Origin of the sequence: Verminephrobacter aporrectodeae subsp. tuberculatae (genome assembly GCF_026127385.1) — a bacterium.
GTDB lineage: Bacteria > Pseudomonadota > Gammaproteobacteria > Burkholderiales > Burkholderiaceae_C > Acidovorax > Acidovorax aporrectodeae.
The window spans coordinates 341,486-363,522 of record NZ_QZCX01000001.1 but is presented as its reverse complement, the minus strand read 5'-3'; the positions used below and the strand labels follow the sequence as shown (position 1 = coordinate 363,522).

Below are 22,037 nucleotides of genomic sequence, written 5' to 3'. Positions count from 1 at the left end.
GTCAGAAGTCCTTGCACAGGCGCAGCGCGTCGTAGATCGCGCCGTGGATGTCGTGCATCGAGACGCAGTCGCCGACGCGGTAGAGCAGGAAGTCGCCATCGCCGGTGGGCAGACTCAGGCCCGGCTGCGCCTGCGCGTCGTACAGCGCGTCGATGTCGGTCTGGCCCTGGTTCAGCGACAGCGGCTTGAGCTGCCAGTACAGGCCGTCGTTGGGCAGGACGCCGTTCTCCAGCACCACCTGGTCCACGGCGCGCTCCTCCAGGGCCTCGGTGTATTCGTTCTTCAGGACCGCGATGCGCTTGTCGCCTTCGAGGTAGACCTTTTCCAGCCAGCAATTGGGCGTCTGTATCACCCCCTTCGCGTAGAGCTGGCGGTAGAAGATCGGGAAGGTGGTCCCGCCCACGTCGTCGGCGACCTTCGCGTCGGGCGTGACGATTTCCACCTGCTTGCCGCGCGTGGCGATGAAGTCGGCAACGCCGGTGCCCGCGTGGGCGCCGATGCTGTCGTACACGAGGACGTTCTCGCCCGGCGCAACGGCGCCCGACAGGATGTCCCAGCTGCTCACGCACAGGCCCTGCGCCGCGCCCCAGGCCGGCGTCTGGCCGGTGTGCGCAACACCGCCGGTGGCCAGCACCACGATGTCGGGCGCTTCGGCGAGCACCATCGCCACGTCGGCCGTGACGCCCAGGCGCCGCTGCACGCCCAGGCGCCGGGTTTCCATGTCGAACCAGCGGATGATTCCGGCCATCTGCTCGCGCTGGGGCGCCTTCGCGGCCAGATTCACCTGGCCGCCGACCGCGGACGCCTGCTCGAACAGCAGCACCTCGTGGCCGCGCGCACGCGCCACGCGCGCGGCCTCCAGGCCCGCGGGGCCGGCGCCGACGACGACCACCTTGCGGTGTACGCCGGCGCTCTTTTCGAGCACCTGCGGCATGCTCTGTTCACGGCCCGTGGCGGCGTTCTGGATGCACAGCACGTCCAGGCCCTTGTACTGCCGGTCGATGCAGTAATTCGCGCCAACGCATTGTTTGATCTGGTCCTCCCGGCCGTCGCGGATCTTCACGACCATGTGCGGGTCGGCAATCTGCGCGCGCGTCATGCCCACCAGATCGACCATGCCGGCGGCCAGGATGCGTTCCGCCTGCGCGGCGTCGCGGATTCCCTGCGCGTGCAGCACCGGCACCCTGGAGACGGACTTGATCCCCGCGGCCAGATGCACGAAGGGCTCGGGCGGCAGCGCCATGGGCGGCATGCAGTTGGCCAGGGTGTTGTGCGTGTCGGCGCCCGATCCGACCACGTCCAGAAAATCGATGAGGCCGCTTTCCGACATGGCCTGGGCGATCTCCTTGGCCACCTCGTGGTCGATTCCGTCTTCGTGGAACTCGTCGGCGCTCACGCGCAGGCCGACGCAGAAGTCGGCGCCGACCTGCTCGCGCACGGCCTCGAGCACCTGCATGCCGAAACGCAGGCGGTTCTCCAGGCTGCCGCCGTACTCGTCGCTGCGCTGGTTCACGCGCGGGCTCCAGAATTGGTCGATCAGATGCTGGTGCGCGGCGGAGATCTCGATCCCGTCGAGCCCGGCGTCCTGCACCCGTTTCGCGGCCCGGCCAAAGTCGGCGACGATGCGCCGGATCTCCTCGACCTCGATGGTCTTCGCGTTGCCCCGGTGCACCGGCTCGCGGATTCCCGAGGGGCTGACCAGATGCGGCCAGTCGAAGCCGCCCCAGGCGTTGCGCCGCCCCATGTGCGTGGCCTGGATCATCAGCTTCGTGCCGTGCCGGTGCATGGTTTCGGCGAGCCTGGACAGCGGCTCGATGACCGCGTCGCGCGTCAGATTGATCGAGCTCCACCAGGACCAGGGGCTGTCGCGCGACACCGGGCTGGAGCCGCCGCAAATCGCCAGGCCGACGCCCCCCCGGGCCTTCTCTTCGTAGTAGCGGATGTAGCGCGGCGTCGGGACCCCGTCGCGGCCGTAGACCTCGGCGTGCGCGGTGCTCACGATGCGGTTGCGCAGCAGCAGCTGGTTCAGGCGCAGGGGTTCAAACAGATGCGGGTAGCGCATGGTCCGGCCCTGAGTTCAAAGGGGGTGAACGGTGAAGATGCAGTGCGGCGGCTGCGGCGGTGCGCCTTCGGCCGGTCCGGCGTGCTCGGTATGTTCGGCGTGTTCGGCCGCGCACCGGTCCTCGGCGCAGGTCGTGCGCAGGCGCGATCCGCCAGATTCGAGCACCCAGTCCATCGCGCCGGCGAACCAGCCGGCGAAGGCGTAGCAGATCCTGTCGCGCCGCACCGGAACGCCGGCAATGCCTTGCGCGAGCACGAACACCGAATGCGCCACCCGGACCTGGGCGCAGCCCGTGTCGGCGTCGGCGTGGAGGAACGCGAACTGCCCCCAGCCGCGTTGCGACAGGCGCTGGAGGTAGTGCCGGTAGACCGCGAGCCCCTTCAACCCGTGGGTCACGGCCTCTTGCTGGCACCAGAAATGCGCCGAGCGGTGGCCGGCCTTGTACAGCGCGGGCGCGTACCGCTCGCGCCCGACGACGGCCTCGGTCTCGACGTGGTTGTTCACGAAGAAATGCCGCGGCATGTAAATCATCGGCAGACCGTCGGTGGTCCAGATGCCGCTGTCGGCGGCTACATCGATGGGCAGTTGCGGGGTCATCGGGGGGCCTCGTGGGGGTGGGTGTCGTTTTGCGTTCAGGGCGCGAGCCAGCTGGCGACGCGCTCCGGGTTGTCGTGCATCCACTTTTCGGCCGCGGCCTCGGGTTTCGCCCCGCCCTCGATGGCCAGCATCACGCTGCCGATCTCCTCGGGCCTCCACGACAGCCGGCTCAGCAAGGCCACGACCGCAGGGGCCTTGCTGCCCAGCCCGGGGTGCACGACGCTGTGCACGTTCTCTTCGGCGCCGTAGACGTTCTTCGGGTCGGCCAGGAAGTGCAGCTTGTATTTGGAAAACATCCAGTGCGGGATCCAGCCGGTGACGACGATGGGCTTGTTCGCGCGGTACGCGCGGTCGAGTTCCGCGCTCATCGCCGGCCCCGAGCTCGATTGCAGGCGCATCTCCAGGCCGTAGGCCTTGATGGCCTCCTCGGTCTTGCGCATGATCCCCGCGCCCGCGTCGATGCCGACGATGCGGTTGTCGAAGTCCGCGCGCAGGCCGTTCAGGTCCGCGAGGCTCGTGGCCTTGACGTAGTCGGGAACGATGAGACCGATCTTCGCGCCGGCGTAGTTCACGCCCAGGACCTGTACCTTGTCCTTGAAGTTGGCCATGTACGCCCCGTGCGTGACCGGCAGCCAGGCCGCGAGCGTGGCGTCCAGGTCGCCGCGCGCAACGCCTTGCCACATCAGGCCCGCGGCCACCGACACCAGCTCGACGGGGTGGCCGAGCTTGCTGCGGATCACGGCGGCGGCGAGCTGGGTCGTGGCGACGCTGTCCGCCCAGCCATCGACGACGCCGATGCGGATCGCCGGCTTGCCCTGCTGCGCCCACGCGGCGCGGCCCGGGAGCGCCAGCGCGGCGGCCAGGCCCAGGGTGCGGGTCAGAAACGGGCGGCGGTGCCGCGGGGAATGGGTGCGTTGCTGGAACATGCTGGACCTCCTTGAAGAATGGACCCTGGCGGGTGTGGATGTCTGGTGCGGCGCTCGGGGCGGCCCCTCACGCGCCCCAGACCTGGGCAAACACGCGCAGCCAGTTGCGCCCCATCACCTTGGTGATCTTGGGCATCGGCCAGCGCGCGCGCTCCATGGCCGCGGTCAGGTTCGGCATTTCGCCGATGGTGCGGATGCCCAGCGGGTTCTGGATCGGGCCAAACTCGGTCAGGCGGCGGTTCACGCCCTTGTCGTGCGTGAGCCAGTCGAAGAAATCCTGGCCGTAGCCCTGGGTGAAGTCGGTGCCGATTCCCACGCAGTCCTCGCCGACCAGGTTGATCACATAGTCGAGCGCTTGCACGTAGTCGTCCACCGTGGCGTTCACGCCGCGCTGGAGAAACGGCGGGAACATGGTCACGCCGATGAAGCCGCCGTGGTCGGCGATGAACCGCAGCTGCGCGTCGCTCTTGTTGCGCGGGTGCTCCTTCAGGCCGGCCGGCAGGCAATGCGAGTAGGTGACCGGCTGCTTCGACGCCAGAATCGCCTCCTCCGAGGTCTTTGCGCCGACGTGCGACAGATCGACCATGATGCCGACGCGGTTCATCTCGGCGACGACCTCGTGGCCGTAGCCCGAGAGGCCGCCGTCGCGCTCGTAGCAGCCGGTGCCGATCAGGTTCTGCGTGTTGTAGCAGAGCTGGACCACGCGCACCCCCATGTCGTGAAAGGCTTCGACGTAGCCGAGCTGGTCCTCGAAGGCGTGCGCGTTCTGGAAACCCAGAACGATCGCGGTCTTGCCGTCTTTCTTCGCCTGTTCGATGTCGGCCGTGCTGCGCGCCAGGGTCAGCAGGTCGCCGTTGGCGCGGATCAGCTGCTTCATGCGGGCGATGTTCGCCACCGTGCCGCGGAAGTCTTCCCACACCGAGACGGTGCAGTTCGCGGCGCTCAGCCCGCCCTTTCTCATGTCCTCGAAAACCGCGCGCTCCCACTTGGAAATGATGAGGCCGTCGATGATCAATGCGTCCTGGTGCAGCGTGCTCATGGGGGGTCTTTCGGGTGGAGAGAGAGGGAAGGGGGCTTTCAGGTGCCCTCGACCAGGGGCGTGAAAACCGGGTCGGCGCACTGCGCCAGGCGGGTGACGCAGGGCCGGCAGGGCTGCGCGGTGCGCTCGATCAGGCGCCAGACGTAGTCGGCAAAACTGCGGCGAAACAGCAGCAGCACGCCGGCCGCGTCGGTGCGCACCACGCTCACGCCGGCCTTGGAGAACACGGTGCTCACGCAGTGCCCGACCTCCAGGCTGGCGAAGTCGCAGGGGCCGAGCTGGCGCAGCAGCAGCAGGTGGTCGGGGCCGGCCAGGCGCAGCGTGGTCAGGCCGCCGCTGTTGTCCACGACCTGGGAGAAGACTGCGTGCAGCGCGGCGCCCAGGTCGGCGAGCAGCGCGGCGCGGCAGGAGCGCTGGCACACCAGCAGCCATTCGTCGGGCGAGACCCAGAGCACCACGCCGCGCGCCGTGGGCAGGACCGCCATCGGCTGCGTCGGCAGCGGCTGGCCCAGGACAGCGGCCACGGCCTGCATGAACGCCGCGTCGTCGGCCCTGCCGCGCAGCACCAGATAGCCCAGGTGCGGCAACTCGCAGAGCCGCACGCGGTGGTGCTCCGCGGGGACGCAGGCCCGGTCCGGCAGCGCGAAGGCGTGCAGCGGCGAGCGCAGCAGATCAGGATCAGGCATTTTGGCGCTCCCCCTGCGCGTCCACGAACACGCTGCCCGCCACGCGCGCGGCCGTGGCCCGGCCCTGCGCGTGCGCGTACAGGGTCTGGTGCACGCGCTGGCTGCCCCCGGCGACCACGGCGAGCGCGATCGAGCGGCCCAGGAAGGCGCTGTGGTAGCTCGAAGTCACATGGCCGAGCATCGGGTTGTGCGCGCCGACGTGGGCGCTTTCCATGATCTGCGCGCCCTCGGAGAGCACCACCGAAGGGTCCTCGGGCAGCAGACCGACCAGCTGCTTGCGGTCTGCGCGCGCGGTGTCGCTGCGCGCCAGCGAGCGTTTTCCGAGGAAGCTGAACGCCTTCTTCATGCCCACGGCCCAGCCCATTCCCAGGTCCAGCGGGCTCACCGATCCGTCGGTGTCCTGCCCGACGATGATGAAGCCCTTTTCGGCGCGCAGCACGTGCATGGTCTCCGTGCCGTAGGGCGTGATGTCGAAATCCGCCCCGGCGGCGATCACGGCCTCCCACAGCGCGTGGCCGTAGCCGGATTCGACGTTCAGCTCGTACGCCAGCTCGCCGGAAAAGCTGACGCGAAAAACCCGGGCCGGCAGACCGTGCACCGTGCCCGCGCGCCAGTCCATGAAGCGGAAGTTTTCGGCCGAGAGATCGATGTCCGGGCACAGCCGGGCCAGCACCGCGCGGGCCTTCGGGCCGACGAGCGCAATCGTCGACCAGTGGTCCGTGACCGAGGTCAGCCACACCCTGAGTTCGGGCCACTCGCTCTGGTGCCAGCGCTCCAGCCAGTTCAGCACCCGCGCCGCGCCGCCGGTGGTCGTGGTCATGTAGAACTGGTTCGGCGTGATGCACGCGGTCACGCCGTCGTCCATTACCATGCCGTTCTCATCGAGCATCAGGCCGTAGCGGCACTTGCCCACCGCGAGCTGGGTCCAGGCGTTGGCGTAGACGCGGTTGAGGAACTCGCGCGCGTCCGGGCCGTCGATCTGGATCTTGCCCAGGGTGGACGCGTCCATGAGCGCGACGCCGTTGCGCGCAGCCAGGCACTCGCGGCCCACGGCGGCGCGCAAGTCCTCCCCGGCCCGGGGGAAGTACCAGGGCCGCAGCCACTGGCCCACCGGCTCCAGCGCCGCGCCGCGCGCCACGTGCGCCGCGTGCAGCGCGGTGTAGCGGCTGGGGTCGAAGCAGTCCTGCACCATCGTCCCGGCGAGCGCGCCCAGGCTCACCGGGGTGTAGGCCGGGCGGTAGGTGGTGGTGCCGACCTCGCCCATGGAGCGCTTCAGGGCGCGGGCGGTGATGGCGATGCCATTCACGTTCGACAGCTTGCCCTGGTCGGTGCCGAAACCCAGCGCGGTGTAGCGCTTCACATGCTCGATCGCGTGGTAGTTCTCGCGCACGGCGATCTCGATGTCCGCCGCGGACACGTCGTTCTGGTAGTCCACGAAGGCCACGGCGCCCGCGCCCTCGGGCCGGCCGTCGGGCATGCGGAACATCGGCCGCATGGCCAGCTGCTGGCGCGCGGGGCAGTCCGGCGTCTGCAAGGGCGCGGTCCTGCCGAACGCCGCCAGAACGCCCTGCATGGCCTCGGTGGTCTGCGCCAGCGCCGCCGGCAGATCGAAGGCCCCCGTGACCGCGCCCACGCAGGCCACGCCCTGGCGCCCGGCGCGCGGGAGAACGAAGGCCGCCGCCGTCTCGTCCCACGCGGGGTGGCTGCCGTCGTGGCAGAACAGATGCACCGTCGGCGACAACCCGCCCGAGCTCAGCACCACGTCGCAGGCGACGTGCGTTGCCGGGCCGGCGACCTCGTCGCGCGTGGCGTGCAGCGCGACCAGGCGCGCGCCCGTGACCTCGCGGCCGCCGCAGGCCTCGGCAATGCCATGGCCCGCGAGCACCTGGTAGCTGCCGTTGCGCGCGCACGCGCCATGGCGCACGTCGGCGACGGTGACGCGGGCCCCGGCCTGCGCCAGGGCCTCGGCGCCATCGTGGATCAGATCGCTGGTTCCGCAGATCAGCACGCGCTGCCCGACGCGCACGCCGTAGCGCTGCAGAAAGGTCTGCGCGGCGGACACCGTCATCACGCCCGGCAGGTCATTGTTGCCAAACACCAGCGGGCGCTCGATCGCGCCGGTCGCCAGAACCACCTGGCGCGCGCGGATCTTGTGCAGGCGCTGGCGCGGCAGATGCACCAGGCGCCCGGCCGGGGCGATATGGTCCTGCACCAACTCCACCGCGTGCACCAGGTTCTGCGCGTGCATGCCGAACGCGGTGCTGCGGGTCAGCACGTCCACGTGCGGCATGCCGGACAGGGCCGCCTGCACCGAGCGGATATAGGCGTCGCCGTCGCGCCCGTCGATGCGCGCCGCCGGGTCCGAGAGCAACCAGCCGCCGGGCTCGCTCTGCTCGTCGAGCAGCAGCGTCTTCAGGCCCGCGCGCCCGGCCTGCAACGCGGCCAGCAGGCCGCAGGCGCCGGCGCCGACCACGAGCACGTCCACGTGGTGGTGCAAATGGTCGTAGCACTCGGGGTCGGGCATGTCGGGCGCCGCGCCAAAGCCGGCGCATTTGCGGATCAGCGCCTCGTACAACGGCCACAGCCTGCGCGGCCATTTGAAGGTCTTGCCGTAGAACCCTGCGGGCATGAAGCGCGCGCCCAGGCCGAGCAGCGATTTCACGTCGCACTCCAGCGACGGCCAGCCCGAGGTCGGGCGCGCGCTCAGCCCCTCGTACAGCTCGACCTGCGTGGCTTTCAGGTTCGGCGTCGTGAGCGCGCCCACGCCGAGCTGCACGAGCGCATTCGGCTCCTCCGCGCCGGCGCCGACGATCCCGCGCGGCCGCCCGTACTTGAAGCTGCGCGCGACGCAGCGCACCCCCTGCGCGAGCAGCGCCGAGGCCAGCGTGTCGCCCGGGTGCCCGGTGTAGTTGCGGCCGTCGAAGCAAAACCGTATCTGGCGCGTGGTGTCGATGCGCGCGCCTGCCTGCCGGACCCGGGTGCCGCTCATGCTGCCTCCCGGGCCATGTCCGCGAGAAACAGCGCCCGGCCCTCGGCCAGCGTCCAGCTCCCGGCCACCTCGTACGTGGCGGTGTGGCGCTTGACGACGAACAGCTTGCGGCAGGCCACCGTGTGCTGCCATTGCTCCCAGAACCAGCCCTTGGTGTTGCGGCGCATGAAGAGATAGTCGCCCCAGGTGGCGTCGTCCACCGCATCGGGCTGCTGCGGGCGCGCGATGAAGGCCTCGCCGGCGTGGCTGAACTCCTGCTCGTCGCGCACCGCGTCGCAATGGGGGCAATGCAATAAAAACATGTCAATGCGCGACGCCTGCGGCGCCGTGCTCATCGATCAGATGGCCGGTATGGAAACGGTCGAGCGCAAACGCCTGCGCCAGCGGATGCGGGCGCTCGTGCGCCAACAGATGGGCAAACACGTGGCCCGAACCCGGCGTGGCCTTGAAGCCGCCCGTGCCCCAGCCGCAGTTGAAGTACAGGCCCTGCACCGCGGTCGCGGAAATGATCGGGCAGGCGTCCGGCGTCACGTCCACGATCCCGCCCCACTGGCGGTTCATGCGCACGCGCGAGAACTGGGGAAACAGCTCGACGATCGCCGCCGCCGTGTGCTCTATCACCAGCGGGCTGCCGCGCTGGCCGTAGCCCAGGTAGCTGTCGATGCCGGCGCCGATCACCAGCTCGCCCTTGTCCGACTGGCTCAGATAGCCGTGCACGGCGTTCGACATGACCACGCAGTCGAGCACGCGCTGCATCGACTCCGAGACAAAGGCCTGCAACGGATGGCTCTCCAGCGGCATGCGCAGCCCGGCCATGCGCGCGAGCACCGAGGAATGCCCGGCGGCGACGCAGCCCACACGCCCGGCCCGGACCATGCCCAGGCTGGTTTGCAGCCCGCAGACGCGCCCGCCCTGAATGTCCATGCCCGTGACCTCGCAGCCCTCGATCAGGTCCACCCCCAGGCGGCTCGCGGCCCGTGCGAAGCCGCGCGCGACCGCGTCATGGTGCGCCACGCCGGCGCGCGGCTGCCAGCTGGCGCCGAGCACCGGGTAGCGGCGGCTGTGGCTGCAATCGAGCTGCGGTATTTTCTCCTGCACCTCGCGCGCGCTGAGCACGTGCGCGTCGATCCCCTGCAACGCATTGGCGTTCACCCGGCGCTCGATGTCGCGCATGTCCTGCAAGGTATGGCCCAGGTTGAACACGCCGCGCTGGCTGAACATCACGTTGAAATTCAGCTCCTGGCTCAGCCCCTCCCACAGCTTCAGGGAGTGTTCATAGAGCTGCGCCGCCTCGTCCCACAGATAGTTCGAGCGCACGATGGTGGTGTTGCGCGCCGTATTCCCCCCGCCCAGATAGCCCTTCTCCAGCACCGCGATGCGCCCCACCTGCGGATGGTTCTTGGCCAGGTAGTAGGCAGTCGCCAGCCCATGCCCGCCGCCGCCGACGATCACCACGTCGTAAGCCGGCCCGAGCGCCACCCGCTCCCAGGCCGGCTCCCAGGTCTGGTGGTTCCTGAAGCCGTGCTTGAGCAAACTCCAGACAGAATAGTTTTGGCCGCGCATGGGTTTTCGTGGGAGGCTTCAAGGAAGCCGTAGCGAATTGTTCGCCGTCCCCCGCGCGCGGGCTTGCGTCGGCTGGACGCACAGTTGTCCAAATTCGACATGGTGTCGTGTTCGGGGTTGTGTGCGCATGCCAGCCCGTGTGCGCAGGCAGATCACGCCCCCCGGGCAACGATCTCGACGTAGCCGATCAATTCGGCCGAGTAGCTGCCAGCGCCATTTGCTGCGCCCCTGTGCTGGAGCTCACGTTGCAGCATGGGCTCCACCGTGCGGGCAAAGAGATCGAGCCGCTGATCCGGCGACAGGCTTGGCGTGGCGGCCGGGGCCTGCATGTAGCGCTCGCACTGCCGCTCCACTGCGGGGACCCGCGTGCCGTCTTGCTGGATCGCGATCGGCTGCACCACGGCCAGGCGTGCGCCATTTTTGCCAAAGGCCTCGACCATCCAGAGCGACAGCAGCACCGGCTCGACCACGTCGCCCGACACGGCGATGCCGACTTCCTCCGCTGGCAGGCTGCGCCAGCGCCCCAATTCTTCCTGCACCAGGGGGTGGTCCAGGCCGAGCAACTGCAAATCATCCTGATCCGTTGCCGCTGCACGGTTCAGGCTGAAACGGGCGCGGCGCGCGCCATCGGCGGTGACGAGGTCGTAGGTCGCGTCATCCACGGGCAGCAGTTTCTGCTGGCGCTGCGCAACTGCCGCCGAGAGGAAGCGCAGCAACCGATCCAGACCCGAAGATACGTCGGAGAACGGTTTGTAGTCATCGAGGCTGAAGCCTTCGAGGTCCTGGAACAGGTCGAACACCACCTGCCGCGCCTCGCGGGAATTGGACAGCGCGGCCTCCAGTTCGAGCTGCGTGCGTTTGAGCTCGGGGTCGGACAGCGCCTCCTGGTACAGACGGTCGTAGTTCAGGCGTTCGGACAGCTGTCCCAGAATCTGCGCGCGCAGGTCTTCGGCGACATTCCCCTGGCTATCGACCTTGCCGACCGTGCGCGCGATCTCGCGCAGCTTCTCGTCGAGCAGCAGGAAGATGCGGCCTTCGATGGTGTCCGACAGCACGAGGTTGTAGACCTGCGCCGTGTGGTTCTGGCCGTAGCGGTGGATGCGCCCGATGCGCTGCTCCATGTCCATCGGGTTCCACGGCAGGTCGAAGTTGAACAGGATGCGCGCGAATTGCAGGTTGATGCCCTCGCGTCCCGCTGCCGTGCAGACCAGCACGCGCGGCCCCTCCTTGTTCCGGAAGCGGCGCTCAGCCGCCACCTTGGCCCCGTGGTCGCCGCCGCGCAGCACGGCCACCCCCTGGCCGGGGAAGGTTTGCCCGATCTCGCGGGCGAGCATGTCCACCGTGCCCAGATAGGTGGCGAAGATCACGATCTTCTCGTCCGGGTTCTGCCGCCACAGCGCGCCCAAGCCGTCGAGCAGCTTGTGCATCTTGGTCTCGCGCTGCGGCGGAAAGACGCGCAGCAGGTCGCCGATGCGCAAGCGCTCCTCGGGCAGATGCAGATGCACCACCGCCGAGGCGGCGTCCTCGGCCTGCGCGGACGCATATTCGTTGCCGTAGGGGTCGCAGGCCTGTTCCACCAGCACCTCCTCGTCCAGCGTCCTGAGCAGCCGGTGCTTCAGGTTGGCGAGCACGCGATCGACCTCGCTGCGCCCGAGGCTGTTGCGCGGCAGGTCGAATTCCTCGTGGATCAGCTCGCGCGCTTGCCCGGTCAGGCGTTCGCGGCCTTCGATGTCCAGCGCCTTGTCGCGCAGCAAGGCCTCGTGCAACGTCAGCATCAGCAGGCGGCGTTTGAGCGTGCGCCGCACGGCGGCAAAGCTCGAGGCCGCGATCTTCTGGAAGATCGCCATCAGAAAGCCCAGCGTGCGGCCTTGACGGCCTTGGCGGCGCGCGAGGTCAAAACCATCCTCCAGGTACCCGCGCAGCTTCTCGTAAAACAACTTCTCGTCGGGGTGCATCACAAAGGACTCGGTGTGCACCCCGCGGCGCGCGAACAGGGGAGAACCGTCGGGCTGGCAGGCGTCGGCCTTGGTGCGGCGGAACATCACCGTATTGAGCCGGTGGCGCTGTTCCAGCATCTCCTCGGGGCTGCGAAACAGCGTCGGATTCAGCAGTTGCGCCAGCATCCAGAACGGGAAGTGATGGCCCTGGTGCGGCGTGGCCGAGAGCAGCAGCAGATCGCGCGCGTGGTCCTTCAGGGCCTCGGCCAGCTTGTAGTTCTCGGTCTTCCGAACCTTGCCGCCGGTGCGGCTGGCCGTCAGATGGTGGGCCTCGTCGAACACCACCAGATCCCAACGCGGCGCGGCCAGCAGGCGCCTGATGCGCGCCGGGCGTTTCAGCGTATCGATGCTCGCGATCAGCCGGTCATGTTTGGCAAAGGCATTGGTCTTGCGGTCGGTGATGTCGCCCTCGGAGCCGAACACCTCGAAGTCGAGGTGAAACACCCCGTTCAATTCGCGGTGCCAGTTATTCACCAGACCGGCGGGCACCACCATCAGCGCGCGGCTCAGTTCGCCCCGGCTGGCCAACTCGCGCAGAATCAGCGCCGTCTCTATGGTCTTGCCCAAACCCACCTCGTCGGCGATCAGGTAGCGCCGGGGCGACGCGCTGGCAATGCGGTGCGTCAGCACCACCTGGTGCGGCAGCAGGTCGATCTTGGCCGAAGTCAGCGCCGACGCGCTTTCCATGACCGGCAGCGCATGGGCCTCGTAGCAGAGCCAGGCCTTGTGCGCGCGCTGCGCACCGCCATCGACCGCGCGCAGGACGCGCGCGCTGCGCGAGAGCGCACGCTGCACCGAATCCGCCGGCACCCGGCGCTCGCCGACGCCGAAAAAAGCGCGCAGGTAACCGCCATGCGCCGGGTCGAGGACTACGCCCGGGCCAAACTCGGGGTGGGTGATGCGCTCGCCGGATGGGAGCGGGGCTTTGGCGTCCGTCACGGGGCTCCCTTGCCCAGGGCTTCCAACCGGATTAACCAGCCATGGAAATGCGGGCATTCCGCCCGGATCGTGGCAAGACCGATCTTCCCCAGCAGCGTGGGGCCATCGGAGGTTTCCTTGTAGTCGCACTCCATGCTCTTTAACCGGGCCTTCGGATGCGTCGTCGGGCCGTGGTTGATGCACTCCGGTGCACCGGCCGCGCGCAATTTGGCGGCCAAAGAGTTGTCTCCGAAATGCTCCGCCACCGTATCCGGCGCGCTGAACAGCCACGCCTCAAATTCGTGCAGCGCCAGAAACGGTATGAACCGTAGGTGGTGCGGCAGCGCAGCCGCAAAGCGTTCCTGCAGCACCGCGACCTTCTCTTGCGGATTGCCTGTCTCCAATGCGTCCGGAAACCCCGGAAAATCCTTTGGCAAGCCGTAAAAATCCAGCAAGGTGCTGACCCATGCATCGCTATCGTGCATCAAGGGCCGCAGGCTCTCGCAAATCTTTTTCCAGCTCGACACCCCACCGCGAAAGCCGCCGCCGTCGCGCCGACGTTTTGTCCAGAGCACGGTGGGCTGCACATGCACGCCGCGCTGTGCAAGATGGGGTTGGAGAACCTGTTTGACGAATATCTCCTCGGACTGCCCTTCCACCAGCATGAGCAGCCGCATCATGGGCGGCCTCCCAGGACATTTTTCTCCCACAGCTCGCCCAGGCTGAAATCATCCAGCCAATCCTTGAGCTTTTCTTCATCAAGCCGGTTGAACGTGGTCTTCAGGCCATCGTTTTCCGCGACGATCACGTCCTGCGGCGCGAAATGGTTGAGCAGCGTCACCGACTGCGTCGCCAGCAGGACCTGCACATGCTTGGACGCGGCTTCCAGCATCTCGGCCAAGATGCGAATGGCAAACGGATGCAGACCCAGTTCCGGTTCGTCCAGCAGAATCAGTGCAGGCGGCGACGGTTGCAGCAGCAGCGTGGCAAGACAGATGAAGCGCAAGCTGCCGTCGGACAAGGAATAGGCGTCAAAGTACGCATCGGAGCCTTTTTGTCGCCACTCCAGCTTGATTTTCCTCTCGTTGAGCCTGGACGGGGCCAGCACGAATTTCTCGAAGAACGGCGCGACCAGTCGGATATGCTCCTCGATATGGCGGAACTGCACCGGGTGCTTTTCCTGCAACCAGTACAGATAGGCTGCAAGATTGGCCGCGTCAGGGCGCAGGAAACGGTTGTCGTCGACATCCGCCATTTGCTTGGCGGGCGAATTGTCGGACATGTCCTGGAAGTGGTGGATAGACGATAGATCCTGGAGCTGGAAAAACACAGACTGCGAAAAATTGATCTCGGTGGACGAAGTTGCTTTCTTTGCGAGTCTGCTCTCCTCATGACCGACATACAAAACACCTCTGTCGGGTCCCAATTCACAGCGCTCAAATCTGAAAATCAGCGTATTCTGCGCCGCTTGGAGTCCGAATTCATAGGAAGTTTGCTCAAATGAGAAATCCAGCGACAACATCGGCGTCTTCTTGCGTCCGTGGTGCAGGAGCCGATCCGGATCGCTGGCGACATAAAGTTGAAGGTTTTGGGAGAGCACGCGTTCCAGCAATTTGAAAACGCCAATCAGGTTTGATTTTCCCGAGCCATTCGCGCCAATCACCACATTCAAATCGCCAATCTCCAGTGTGGCACTTTCTATGGATTTAAATCCTTTGATTTCGACCTTGTGCAAGGTTTTCATCGGGCATCCCTCAAGTAATCCGCCGATGGAACAAGCCGGCGGACTTGCTGCCATCTTGCAGAAAAATCTCCTGCGGGTATTCATTTGCCTCGCCCCACAGAATGCGGCCAAATGGCAGCAGGCGGTCGGTGTCCGGGGCTGCGCAGCGCCATTCGATGGAGTCGGTGGCGGGGTGGCGCTTGATGCGGTCCTGGCCGCAAGGCAGCCAGAAGATCAATGCCGTCTCACCCTGGTAGTGGGACTGGAACGAGAGGATTGCTTCCTTGATCTCCTCGCCCAGCCACGCCTCGGCATCGTCGGGCGTCAGCAGATCAAGGCTGCCATCCAGGCCCCCGACAACCAGCGTGTTGCCGTGCTTGCTTGGCAGACCCTCGGGCCACTGCTCAACCGCTTGCAGGAATTGGCGCAGGCTCCAGACCTCGCTGGCCGTGCACAGCTGATTGCGTGCTTGCGCGCTCCAAATCCAACTCGTGCCGTGCCGTTGCCACACCGGGTCCCGCAATGGCCTCATGACGCGTACTCCTCGAACAGCGAGCCCTGCGTCGGCTTGACGGCCTGGCCCGCCGACCACGCGGTATGGATGGATACGGCGCGCGCGGCCGCGTTGCGGCTGGCCGGATCCGGCTCGTTCCTGTGCAGCCATTCCAGCAAGGGCCTGAGCGCCACGTGGGGCCTGAAGTTTTCGTTCCTCAGCGTGTCCGAGGCATTGATTCCGCTGCCGTCAAAGCAGGCCCCGACAAGCACCAGCGCCTGATCCAGGTCAGAGGTCAAGCGGCGCTTGTGCCGGCCGGACCATTCGCGCGCGAAATCGAGCGGATTGACCCGCGTAAATACCTTGCCCTTTTCCGAACACCAGCCGCGCTCTTTGAATTCGTCAGGCGTCGTGATCGACCCCTTGAGGAATTTCTGCAACTGGTCGCGCTGTACCTCGGCCGCGTTGCCAAAGGTGCGCAGAAACTGGCGCGTGATCGGCTCGGCATGGGCCGGCGGTGCTTCCCTGCCCTGGTTCGCGTCCTCGTCGATGAGTTGGTTGATGCCGAGCAGCGCATCCTTGACGGAGATGCTGCGGCCCTCGTCCACGTAGACTTGACCATAGTGGCGCGAGAAATACTCCAATGCCTTGCCGCGCCGGATGACCTGGATATCTGCTGCGGGAAGCCCCTCCTTGGCATGGTTCTCCAGCATGGTCTGCAATTGCTGCACGTCGGCCATGACCTCGCGGCGCATCCGACCCCAACTCACCGGCCTGGGTTCCCCGGTGCGTTTGCGGCACACATGGATGATGTCGTACTCGATGGTCTTGGAGCCGAACTCGCCCTTGCCCTTGGTCTCGTCGGAACGAATCGGATAGGTTGCCTCCAGGTAGTAGCCCGCGTCGAATAGCGACTCCAGCACCGCCACCCACGGCGCGTCCTCGCTGTGGTGGAAGGTAAAGGCCAGAATGCCGCCGGGCTTCAGGATACGGTGCGTTTCACGCCAGCACGCGGTCAGCAGCCGTTGATAAAAGCCATCGGGGTCCTGCGGCTCCCGCGCGCGGTTGGCGACGGCTTCCAGCGCTTTGGGCGTGTATTCTGCGCTGAAACAGTTCGGGTATTTTTCCTTGAGTACGAGGCGCAGCCAGACGTAGAAGAAATCGGATAGTTCCGAGTAGTGCAGCAAGCCGCCAAAAGGGGGATCGGTAATGACCAGATCAAGGCTGGCGGTGGGAATATGCGGGAGGTCGGTGGACGATCCTTGGTACACGCCGACCTCACCGACCGGATCACCAGGAAAGACCTTCTCACTCTTGCCGGTGAACTGCTCGACCCAGTCCGGAGCGTGCCGTTTCAGTGTTTCAAGGCCCACTGCCTCCCACGGCTGCATGGCCCATTCCCGGCCTTGGACAATGCCTTCGATACAGGATGACCAGTTGCCACGTCCCAGCACCGAAAACACACAGTTTTCGATAACGTTGCTTTTCGGGTGGTAATTGTTGTTGCTCATGTGGGGTACGAGCTTGTCGTACCCGTGGTCCCAGAAACAGAAGGAGTTCTGGTTCCGAAGATACTGTTGGTAGGCACCAAGCACATACTCACGGACCTTCCAACTGTAGGAGCCGACGTTCACAATGGCCCTGAGCAGTTGCGCATGAACCAGCAACTGCCGCGGGTTGAACATTGTCCACCAATGCGTGAAGCCATGGCCTTCGCGGATGTCTCCGTTGGCAATTCCCGTCATGAAACCATAGGGCACAGCGGATCGGGGCCAAAATTCGGCGAGGTCCCCGTCCTTGCGCGCTTCCCACTCGATTGCTGCGCTGTCGAATTGTTTTGAAAGCCTGCCGTCATGGGCCGCAAAGAAGCGCCCGCCATAGGGTTTTCCAGTCGCATCGCGCTTGGGCGCGTAGCCCTGAATTGCGTAGGCTGCCATCGGTCCTGTCTTGGCTGTTGCCTTGACGGTTGTCAGAACGTCTTGGACCGTGCCGCAGGCGCCACAAGCGTAGTGGGACCTTTTGGGCACTGTCCCGGCGCCAAGTTTGAAGGTCACCTTGGTTTCCGGGCAACTCACTTCTTCTGGAAGCGTTCCGCGGACCTCCAGCAAACGCATCTTGGACGCGCGCTCGTTGTTCCAACGGGCAGATGACGCTGCATCGTCCTGCGCCGACCCACCAAATGCCTGGCCACTGGCGTCCTGCTTGGCACTGCCCTTGAGCCATTGCGGGTGCACCAGCAGGCTCAGTGCCACTTTTTTGTTCTTTCCCTTGCCCAGATGCACCAACTCCGCATAGCCGCAATGCGGGCAGACCACGCCCTTTCTGCGGTCCAGCACGGAGTAGGGGTGTTCGGTGGGCGCAATGTACAGCGGCACGTCGGGGGCCATGCGCGCCGCGTCTTCCTCGACGTGGAATTCGCCGTCACATGCGTTGCAGCGGTGTTCCCAATGCTTGACGGTCAGCGTCTTGACCGCCATGACCGGGCTGCTCATGATGGGCGTCCGGTGGCCGCAGCCCGTTACCTGGCAGGGGCCATGCTTGGCCCAAAACGTGTAGATGATCTCCGGGCCCTGGTAGCTGTACTCCGCCCGTTGCCCGCGCGGGATGCTGAGCGGGTCAAAGTCCGCAGGCATCACGCGCCGGGTGGGGACGTGCGTCCATTCGCCCGGCTCACCGTCCGGTCCGTCGCAGCAGTAGTACGGCATGATCTGCGGCCTGAGCTCGGCCTCGATGTCGGCGAGCAAGCGCCTGACTTCCTCCAGATTGACGTTGGCCAGTTCCTGCTTGACCACAAACCACGCAACCGGATTCAGGTCGTTGCCGACCATTTGCATCCCGAGACGCGAACCCTCGACCAGCGTGGTGCCGCCGCCCATAAAGATGTCGGCCACCTTGAGGTGTTGGAACGCGCCTTTTTTCTGGTGATTGGCGTAGTAGTTGTCCCAGACCAGCCGGGCCGCGTGCGACCCGTCTTCGGGGGCCTTTGTCGCCGCGGCGATCAGCATGGAGCGAAAGACGCTGGAGCGGCGCCGCGCCCACCACTTGGACATCTGATAAATCGGCTTGCCAGCGTTGCCTTCGATGACTGCAACCTGGTTCACGGGCAGGATGGGGAAATCCACCTCCAGACAGGTCTTGGGGCGGTTCGGGTCGTTGAAATCGACCGTTTCGAGCGCGACCGCCTTGCCTGCTCCGACGGCATTTGCTACGGCCTGCGCCAATGATTTTTTGCTTGCCATTAGCGTGTTCCTGTCACTGCATCCACTGCCACTCTTGGCTGGAGTCTGGCGCGAAGCTGTTCATAAATCGGGATGGGAACGTCTTCATCCTCCACTTCCAGTGTGACCGCAAGGCCGTAGGGGATGGCGTGATCGATTTGGGTTGTCGCATCTTTTTTGCAAGCAACTTGGAGCAATATGCTGTGGTCGTCCTGATAGGCTTCGATTTGTTTTTCGCTTTCAAGCACCTCATGCTGTACTGTGCCACGCAGCACTTGGTGGTGGTCTGCATTTTGGCGAGTCAGTTTAAGTGGCAGACTATCCCATTTGCCCGTGGGTGAAAATTCAAGCTTTGCCTCGCGCAAGTTCCGGTGGGATGGATTGATGGGAGTAAACCATGCCAATGTCACCACCATGCGACGCCAGACCCGGGTACTGGCAAGACCCGGGGGGAGTGGCAACTTGTATTCATGGATTTTATTCTCATGAATCTCCCCACAACCCAGCACCGTGCCGCGCTGTTCCGTACAGCCCAGAACCCGTTCAATATCGACGATGCCGTAGCCAAGATAGCGGCTTGCAAGCTCTTTGAACTTTCGTGAATTTTCCGGTGTTCTTAGCGCCGCGTCGAGTGCACGGCGAGCCCCATCATCGTGTTTGGCCCCGTGCACGAGCAGTGCTTTGATGAGCACAGAGATAAGTCCCTCAGGAATGTCTTCGCCCAACTCTGTGCGCAGTGTGTTCAGGACCTCATAAATGCGCGCAGCGCTGCGCGTAGCGAGTGCCGTGGCATTGCTGGAACCCCGTGTATACGCAGTTTTAGAAAAATCGCCGGGCTGATTACTGTCCCAGGCCACTTTCTGTCCTGGTTTACCAATTCCGCTATCCAGATTGTATGATGAGTGCTTATCCAATGCAGGCGTTCTATAGAGTTGGCGACCGCCTGGAAAAAATATTTCTGGTTTGATTGAGCGACGAAAACCGTGCCCCAAACGCGCAGTCGGGCTGAATAGTGATGCATGTGGGAGCAAATCAGTGCGTTGCCCTGGGGGGTAGTCACCAGAATTATCCGTGTGTATTGCGCCAACCGAGATGGAATTTATGGATTCCGCCGGAGACAGAATGCGCCGACCAGACAACCGGGACTGAATGCATTTCAATACATGTGCAACTTTCTCCTCATCTGCCAAAGCCATATAGTTCGGTTGATGGATGCCGATGTCGATCGCATCAGAATAATTTCCTGCGCTGACACAGAAAAGTACCCTGTATTTCCACGACAACCAGTCAAGCAATCTTGCCCAAGGGCTTGGGGTATGGATAAATGGACGATCCGGATCGCCAATGGACAAATTGATAACGCGGACACCGGGCGCTTGCGCGGGAACAGTTCCTTCCCCTTCAAACATGCGCCTGACCGCGCGTTCAATGCGATCCTCGAAGAAAATCTCATCTGGAAAATGTTCGACCGAATCTTTGGTATTCGGATCTGGTTGCATGATGGGGCGCATATAAACCAGACGTTGCAGCGGGTCAGATGAATTCTCCATTGGATCGCCATGAATAACCAGGGATGCCATTGCAGTTCCGTGCTTTCTCTGACCCGGCTGATATTCCGCAGCAAGGTTATCCGGGTCATCAAAAAGCAATCGGTCCTTCAGTTTCTTATGCTGCAAGTTGGGCGCACCATCGAGAATTGCTGCAACGGGCGGTAGTTCAACCTTTTCCAAAGGAAACCCAGCGAATTCACCCTCGCCGTCTTCTGTCCCCAAAGGAAATCCAGCCGCTCCACCCTCACCGTCCTCTGTCACGGCGAGACTCTGGCCGGTAGGGCGGAAATGCATGATGTCGGAAAACTTGAAAAGTTGAATCCTGGTATCCTGTGTGTTGGAATCCAGATCGCTTAAAAGTTGCCTGATGCGCTCCTCGGGTAGCGCCGCCTTTACTGCATGAAAAGCGATGTCGGGTATGTCGATAAATTCACCCAGCGTCCGGCCATCCACATTCGCCAGAAGTGTGCGTATGGCATTCTCTCTCTGCCGGCGTTTTTCTGGTGATTTACGATAAAACAATTCAATCTGAAAAGGAATTGATTGCCCTGGAGTGATTGACTCAAGAAGATCGTGCCAGCGATCCCGCATACCGGTTTCATCCAATGTCTCTTTTATTCCCCAGTGGCGAATTTGTATTATCTGATCAAATATATCCTGCCATTTTGTTCTTCCTCGTGGAAGTTTTTGTTTGCTTTTCCAATGCTTCCATAGAGACAACAACTTCCGCATTCCGGCTTCATTGCTGAGGGACAAAAAAAGGCTTCCTGATAATTTTTTGTTAATGTGGGTGGCGCTGATATTTTTTTGAGAAGAGTTCACACCGGTTTTTGGTTCTTCGTAAAAGTCATCGCTTGGCGAAATATCGTCGATACCCCATTCGCCAAACCATTCCAAGCCGATTTCCTCCACAGCCTGCCTGAAATCATCAATGCGGCCCGCAATCTCGATGACAAGAACCATTTCCGGCTCCAATCCGAGCACAGAATGATTTACACTGGCCTTGTAATATTCAAAGTTCTGCTGAAGCGAAGTCAACTGCTCGCCAAGACGAACCACCTGCCTGCCATGTTCTGGAAAATGGAGTTGACTCGACGAGAAAGACGGCTTCTTTTTTGGAGAAACGATTTTCGCTTGCGGGAACAGCAGCAACGGGAAATGATTTTTCATCAGCTATCAACCTTTTTGCGGGCCGCTGTTTTTTTCGCTGTTGATTTTGCAGCGGCGGGGATGCCATCAACCCTTCTGCGGACTGCTATTTTGGTATTTTCATGCGCCGGTTTCAAACGACTCTTCCATTGCTCAATTTTTCGTTGGGTCAACGGTTTGGTATTTTCCGTTTTCATTTCGAGCATGGCACGACGAACCACACCAAGGCAGAACTCCTCTGCCTCGGAAAAATTCGACCCCAAGAGTTGTTTTGCCAAATCCTGAGAGGGGATGCCCAAACTGACGCCACAACGTTTCTCAATGGATGCAATGTAGTGTGTCAGCTGTTCATGGGTTGGCATGGGCAGTTCAATGCGCAATTGAAAACGGCGCCAGACCGCCTTGTCCAGCAATTCAGGGTGGTTGCTCGCCGCAACCACCACCACGTAGTCGGGCATGTCGTCCAATTGCAGCAAGAAAGAGCTCACCACCCTTTTTATTTCCCCTGTCTCATGGATGTCGCCACGTTCCTTGCCCAGGGTCTCGAATTCATCAAAGAACAGTACACAGCGCTGCGTTCTGGCGTACTCCAGCACGCTTTTTAGTCGGCTGGATGTCTCGCCAAGATAACTGCCCACCAGTGTTTCGTACCGAATGACGATGAGGGGATACATCAGCTGAAAAGCCAGTGCTTCGGCGAGCGTTGTTTTCCCATTGCCGGGCGGGCCTGCGAGCAAAATCTTGCTTCGTGCACGCAGATTATGTGCATGGAGCAACTCTGAGCGATGCTGTTCCTCAATGAACTCTTGTACCTGCACCTTGATTTCTTCAGGGAGGACCAAGCTGTCCAGATCACGCTCTGGCACGATTTCGTAAAATAGCTCTTTATCCGTGCTGCCAGCGTTCATTTTTGCTGCCGGATATCGCGCAAATGGCATGGTGTTGGCTTGCAATGCCTTGGTCATCCGTTCCGCCAGCAATCGGTGGCCTTTTTGTTTTTCTTCCTGGATCAGCCCTTCAGCGATTTTTCTGAATGCCAGCTGATCCCCACGGGTCGCAGTTTTGAGCAGATCAACCAATAAATCAGCTTGTGCCATCAACGTATGCTCCGAAAATAATCCAAATAC

The 22,037-nt window shown here is 63.6% G+C and carries 15 protein-coding genes; all 15 read right to left on the bottom strand.

Features of this window, described 5'->3' with window-relative positions; genetic code table 11:
• Window position 1: 1 nt before the first annotated feature.
• On the bottom strand, window positions 2–2,062 hold the full coding sequence (locus D5041_RS01185; RefSeq protein WP_265283669.1) for an NADH:flavin oxidoreductase: 2,061 nt from the start codon (window positions 2,060–2,062) through the stop codon (window positions 2–4).
• Between the two features lie 15 nt (window positions 2,063–2,077).
• Window positions 2,078–2,659: a DUF5943 domain-containing protein gene (locus tag D5041_RS01180; protein WP_265283668.1), complete on the bottom strand. Its 582-nt coding sequence runs from the start codon at window positions 2,657–2,659 to the stop codon at window positions 2,078–2,080.
• A 35-nt stretch (window positions 2,660–2,694) separates the two neighbouring features.
• The gene (locus tag D5041_RS01175; protein WP_265283667.1) at window positions 2,695–3,585 is read right to left on the bottom strand and encodes a glycine betaine ABC transporter substrate-binding protein; all 891 of its coding nucleotides are present in this window, start codon (window positions 3,583–3,585) and stop codon (window positions 2,695–2,697) included.
• Between the two features lie 67 nt (window positions 3,586–3,652).
• On the bottom strand, window positions 3,653–4,624 hold the full coding sequence (locus tag D5041_RS01170) for a dipeptidase (protein WP_265283666.1): 972 nt from the start codon (window positions 4,622–4,624) through the stop codon (window positions 3,653–3,655).
• A 38-nt stretch (window positions 4,625–4,662) separates the two neighbouring features.
• Window positions 4,663–5,310 (bottom strand): sarcosine oxidase subunit gamma, encoded by a 648-nt coding sequence (locus tag D5041_RS01165; RefSeq protein WP_265282032.1) that lies wholly within the window; start codon window positions 5,308–5,310, stop codon window positions 4,663–4,665.
• On the bottom strand, window positions 5,303–8,299 hold the full coding sequence (locus D5041_RS01160; RefSeq protein ID WP_265282029.1) for a sarcosine oxidase subunit alpha family protein: 2,997 nt from the start codon (window positions 8,297–8,299) through the stop codon (window positions 5,303–5,305). The genes D5041_RS01165 and D5041_RS01160 overlap by 8 nt, the downstream gene beginning before the upstream one ends.
• Entirely contained in the window at window positions 8,296–8,601 is a 306-nt protein-coding gene (locus D5041_RS01155) for a sarcosine oxidase subunit delta (RefSeq protein WP_265283665.1), read from the bottom strand. Before D5041_RS01155 ends, D5041_RS01160 begins: the two co-directional genes overlap by 4 nt.
• A 1-nt stretch (window position 8,602) precedes the next feature.
• Entirely contained in the window at window positions 8,603–9,862 is a 1,260-nt protein-coding gene (locus D5041_RS01150) for a sarcosine oxidase subunit beta family protein (RefSeq protein WP_265283664.1), read from the bottom strand.
• Window positions 9,863–10,014: 152 nt separating this feature from the next.
• Window positions 10,015–12,798: a DEAD/DEAH box helicase gene (locus D5041_RS01145; RefSeq protein ID WP_265283663.1), complete on the bottom strand. Its 2,784-nt coding sequence runs from the start codon at window positions 12,796–12,798 to the stop codon at window positions 10,015–10,017.
• Complete coding sequence (locus tag D5041_RS01140) at window positions 12,795–13,457, bottom strand: DUF4276 family protein (RefSeq protein WP_265283662.1); 663 nt, start codon at window positions 13,455–13,457, stop codon at window positions 12,795–12,797. The genes D5041_RS01145 and D5041_RS01140 overlap by 4 nt, the downstream gene beginning before the upstream one ends.
• Window positions 13,454–14,521: an AAA family ATPase gene (locus D5041_RS01135; protein ID WP_265283661.1), complete on the bottom strand. Its 1,068-nt coding sequence runs from the start codon at window positions 14,519–14,521 to the stop codon at window positions 13,454–13,456. Before D5041_RS01135 ends, D5041_RS01140 begins: the two co-directional genes overlap by 4 nt.
• A 10-nt stretch (window positions 14,522–14,531) precedes the next feature.
• On the bottom strand, window positions 14,532–15,032 hold the full coding sequence (locus tag D5041_RS01130) for a hypothetical protein (protein ID WP_265283660.1): 501 nt from the start codon (window positions 15,030–15,032) through the stop codon (window positions 14,532–14,534).
• A complete protein-coding gene (locus tag D5041_RS01125; RefSeq protein ID WP_265283659.1) occupies window positions 15,029–18,232 on the bottom strand; it encodes a DUF1156 domain-containing protein in 3,204 nt (1,067 codons plus the stop codon). The genes D5041_RS01130 and D5041_RS01125 overlap by 4 nt, the downstream gene beginning before the upstream one ends.
• A complete protein-coding gene (locus D5041_RS01120) occupies window positions 18,232–20,931 on the bottom strand; it encodes a S8 family peptidase (protein ID WP_265283658.1) in 2,700 nt (899 codons plus the stop codon). Before D5041_RS01120 ends, D5041_RS01125 begins: the two co-directional genes overlap by 1 nt.
• Window positions 20,931–22,007 (bottom strand): AAA family ATPase, encoded by a 1,077-nt coding sequence (locus tag D5041_RS01115; RefSeq protein WP_265283657.1) that lies wholly within the window; start codon window positions 22,005–22,007, stop codon window positions 20,931–20,933. The genes D5041_RS01120 and D5041_RS01115 overlap by 1 nt, the downstream gene beginning before the upstream one ends.
• Between the last annotated feature and the right edge of the window lie 30 nt (window positions 22,008–22,037).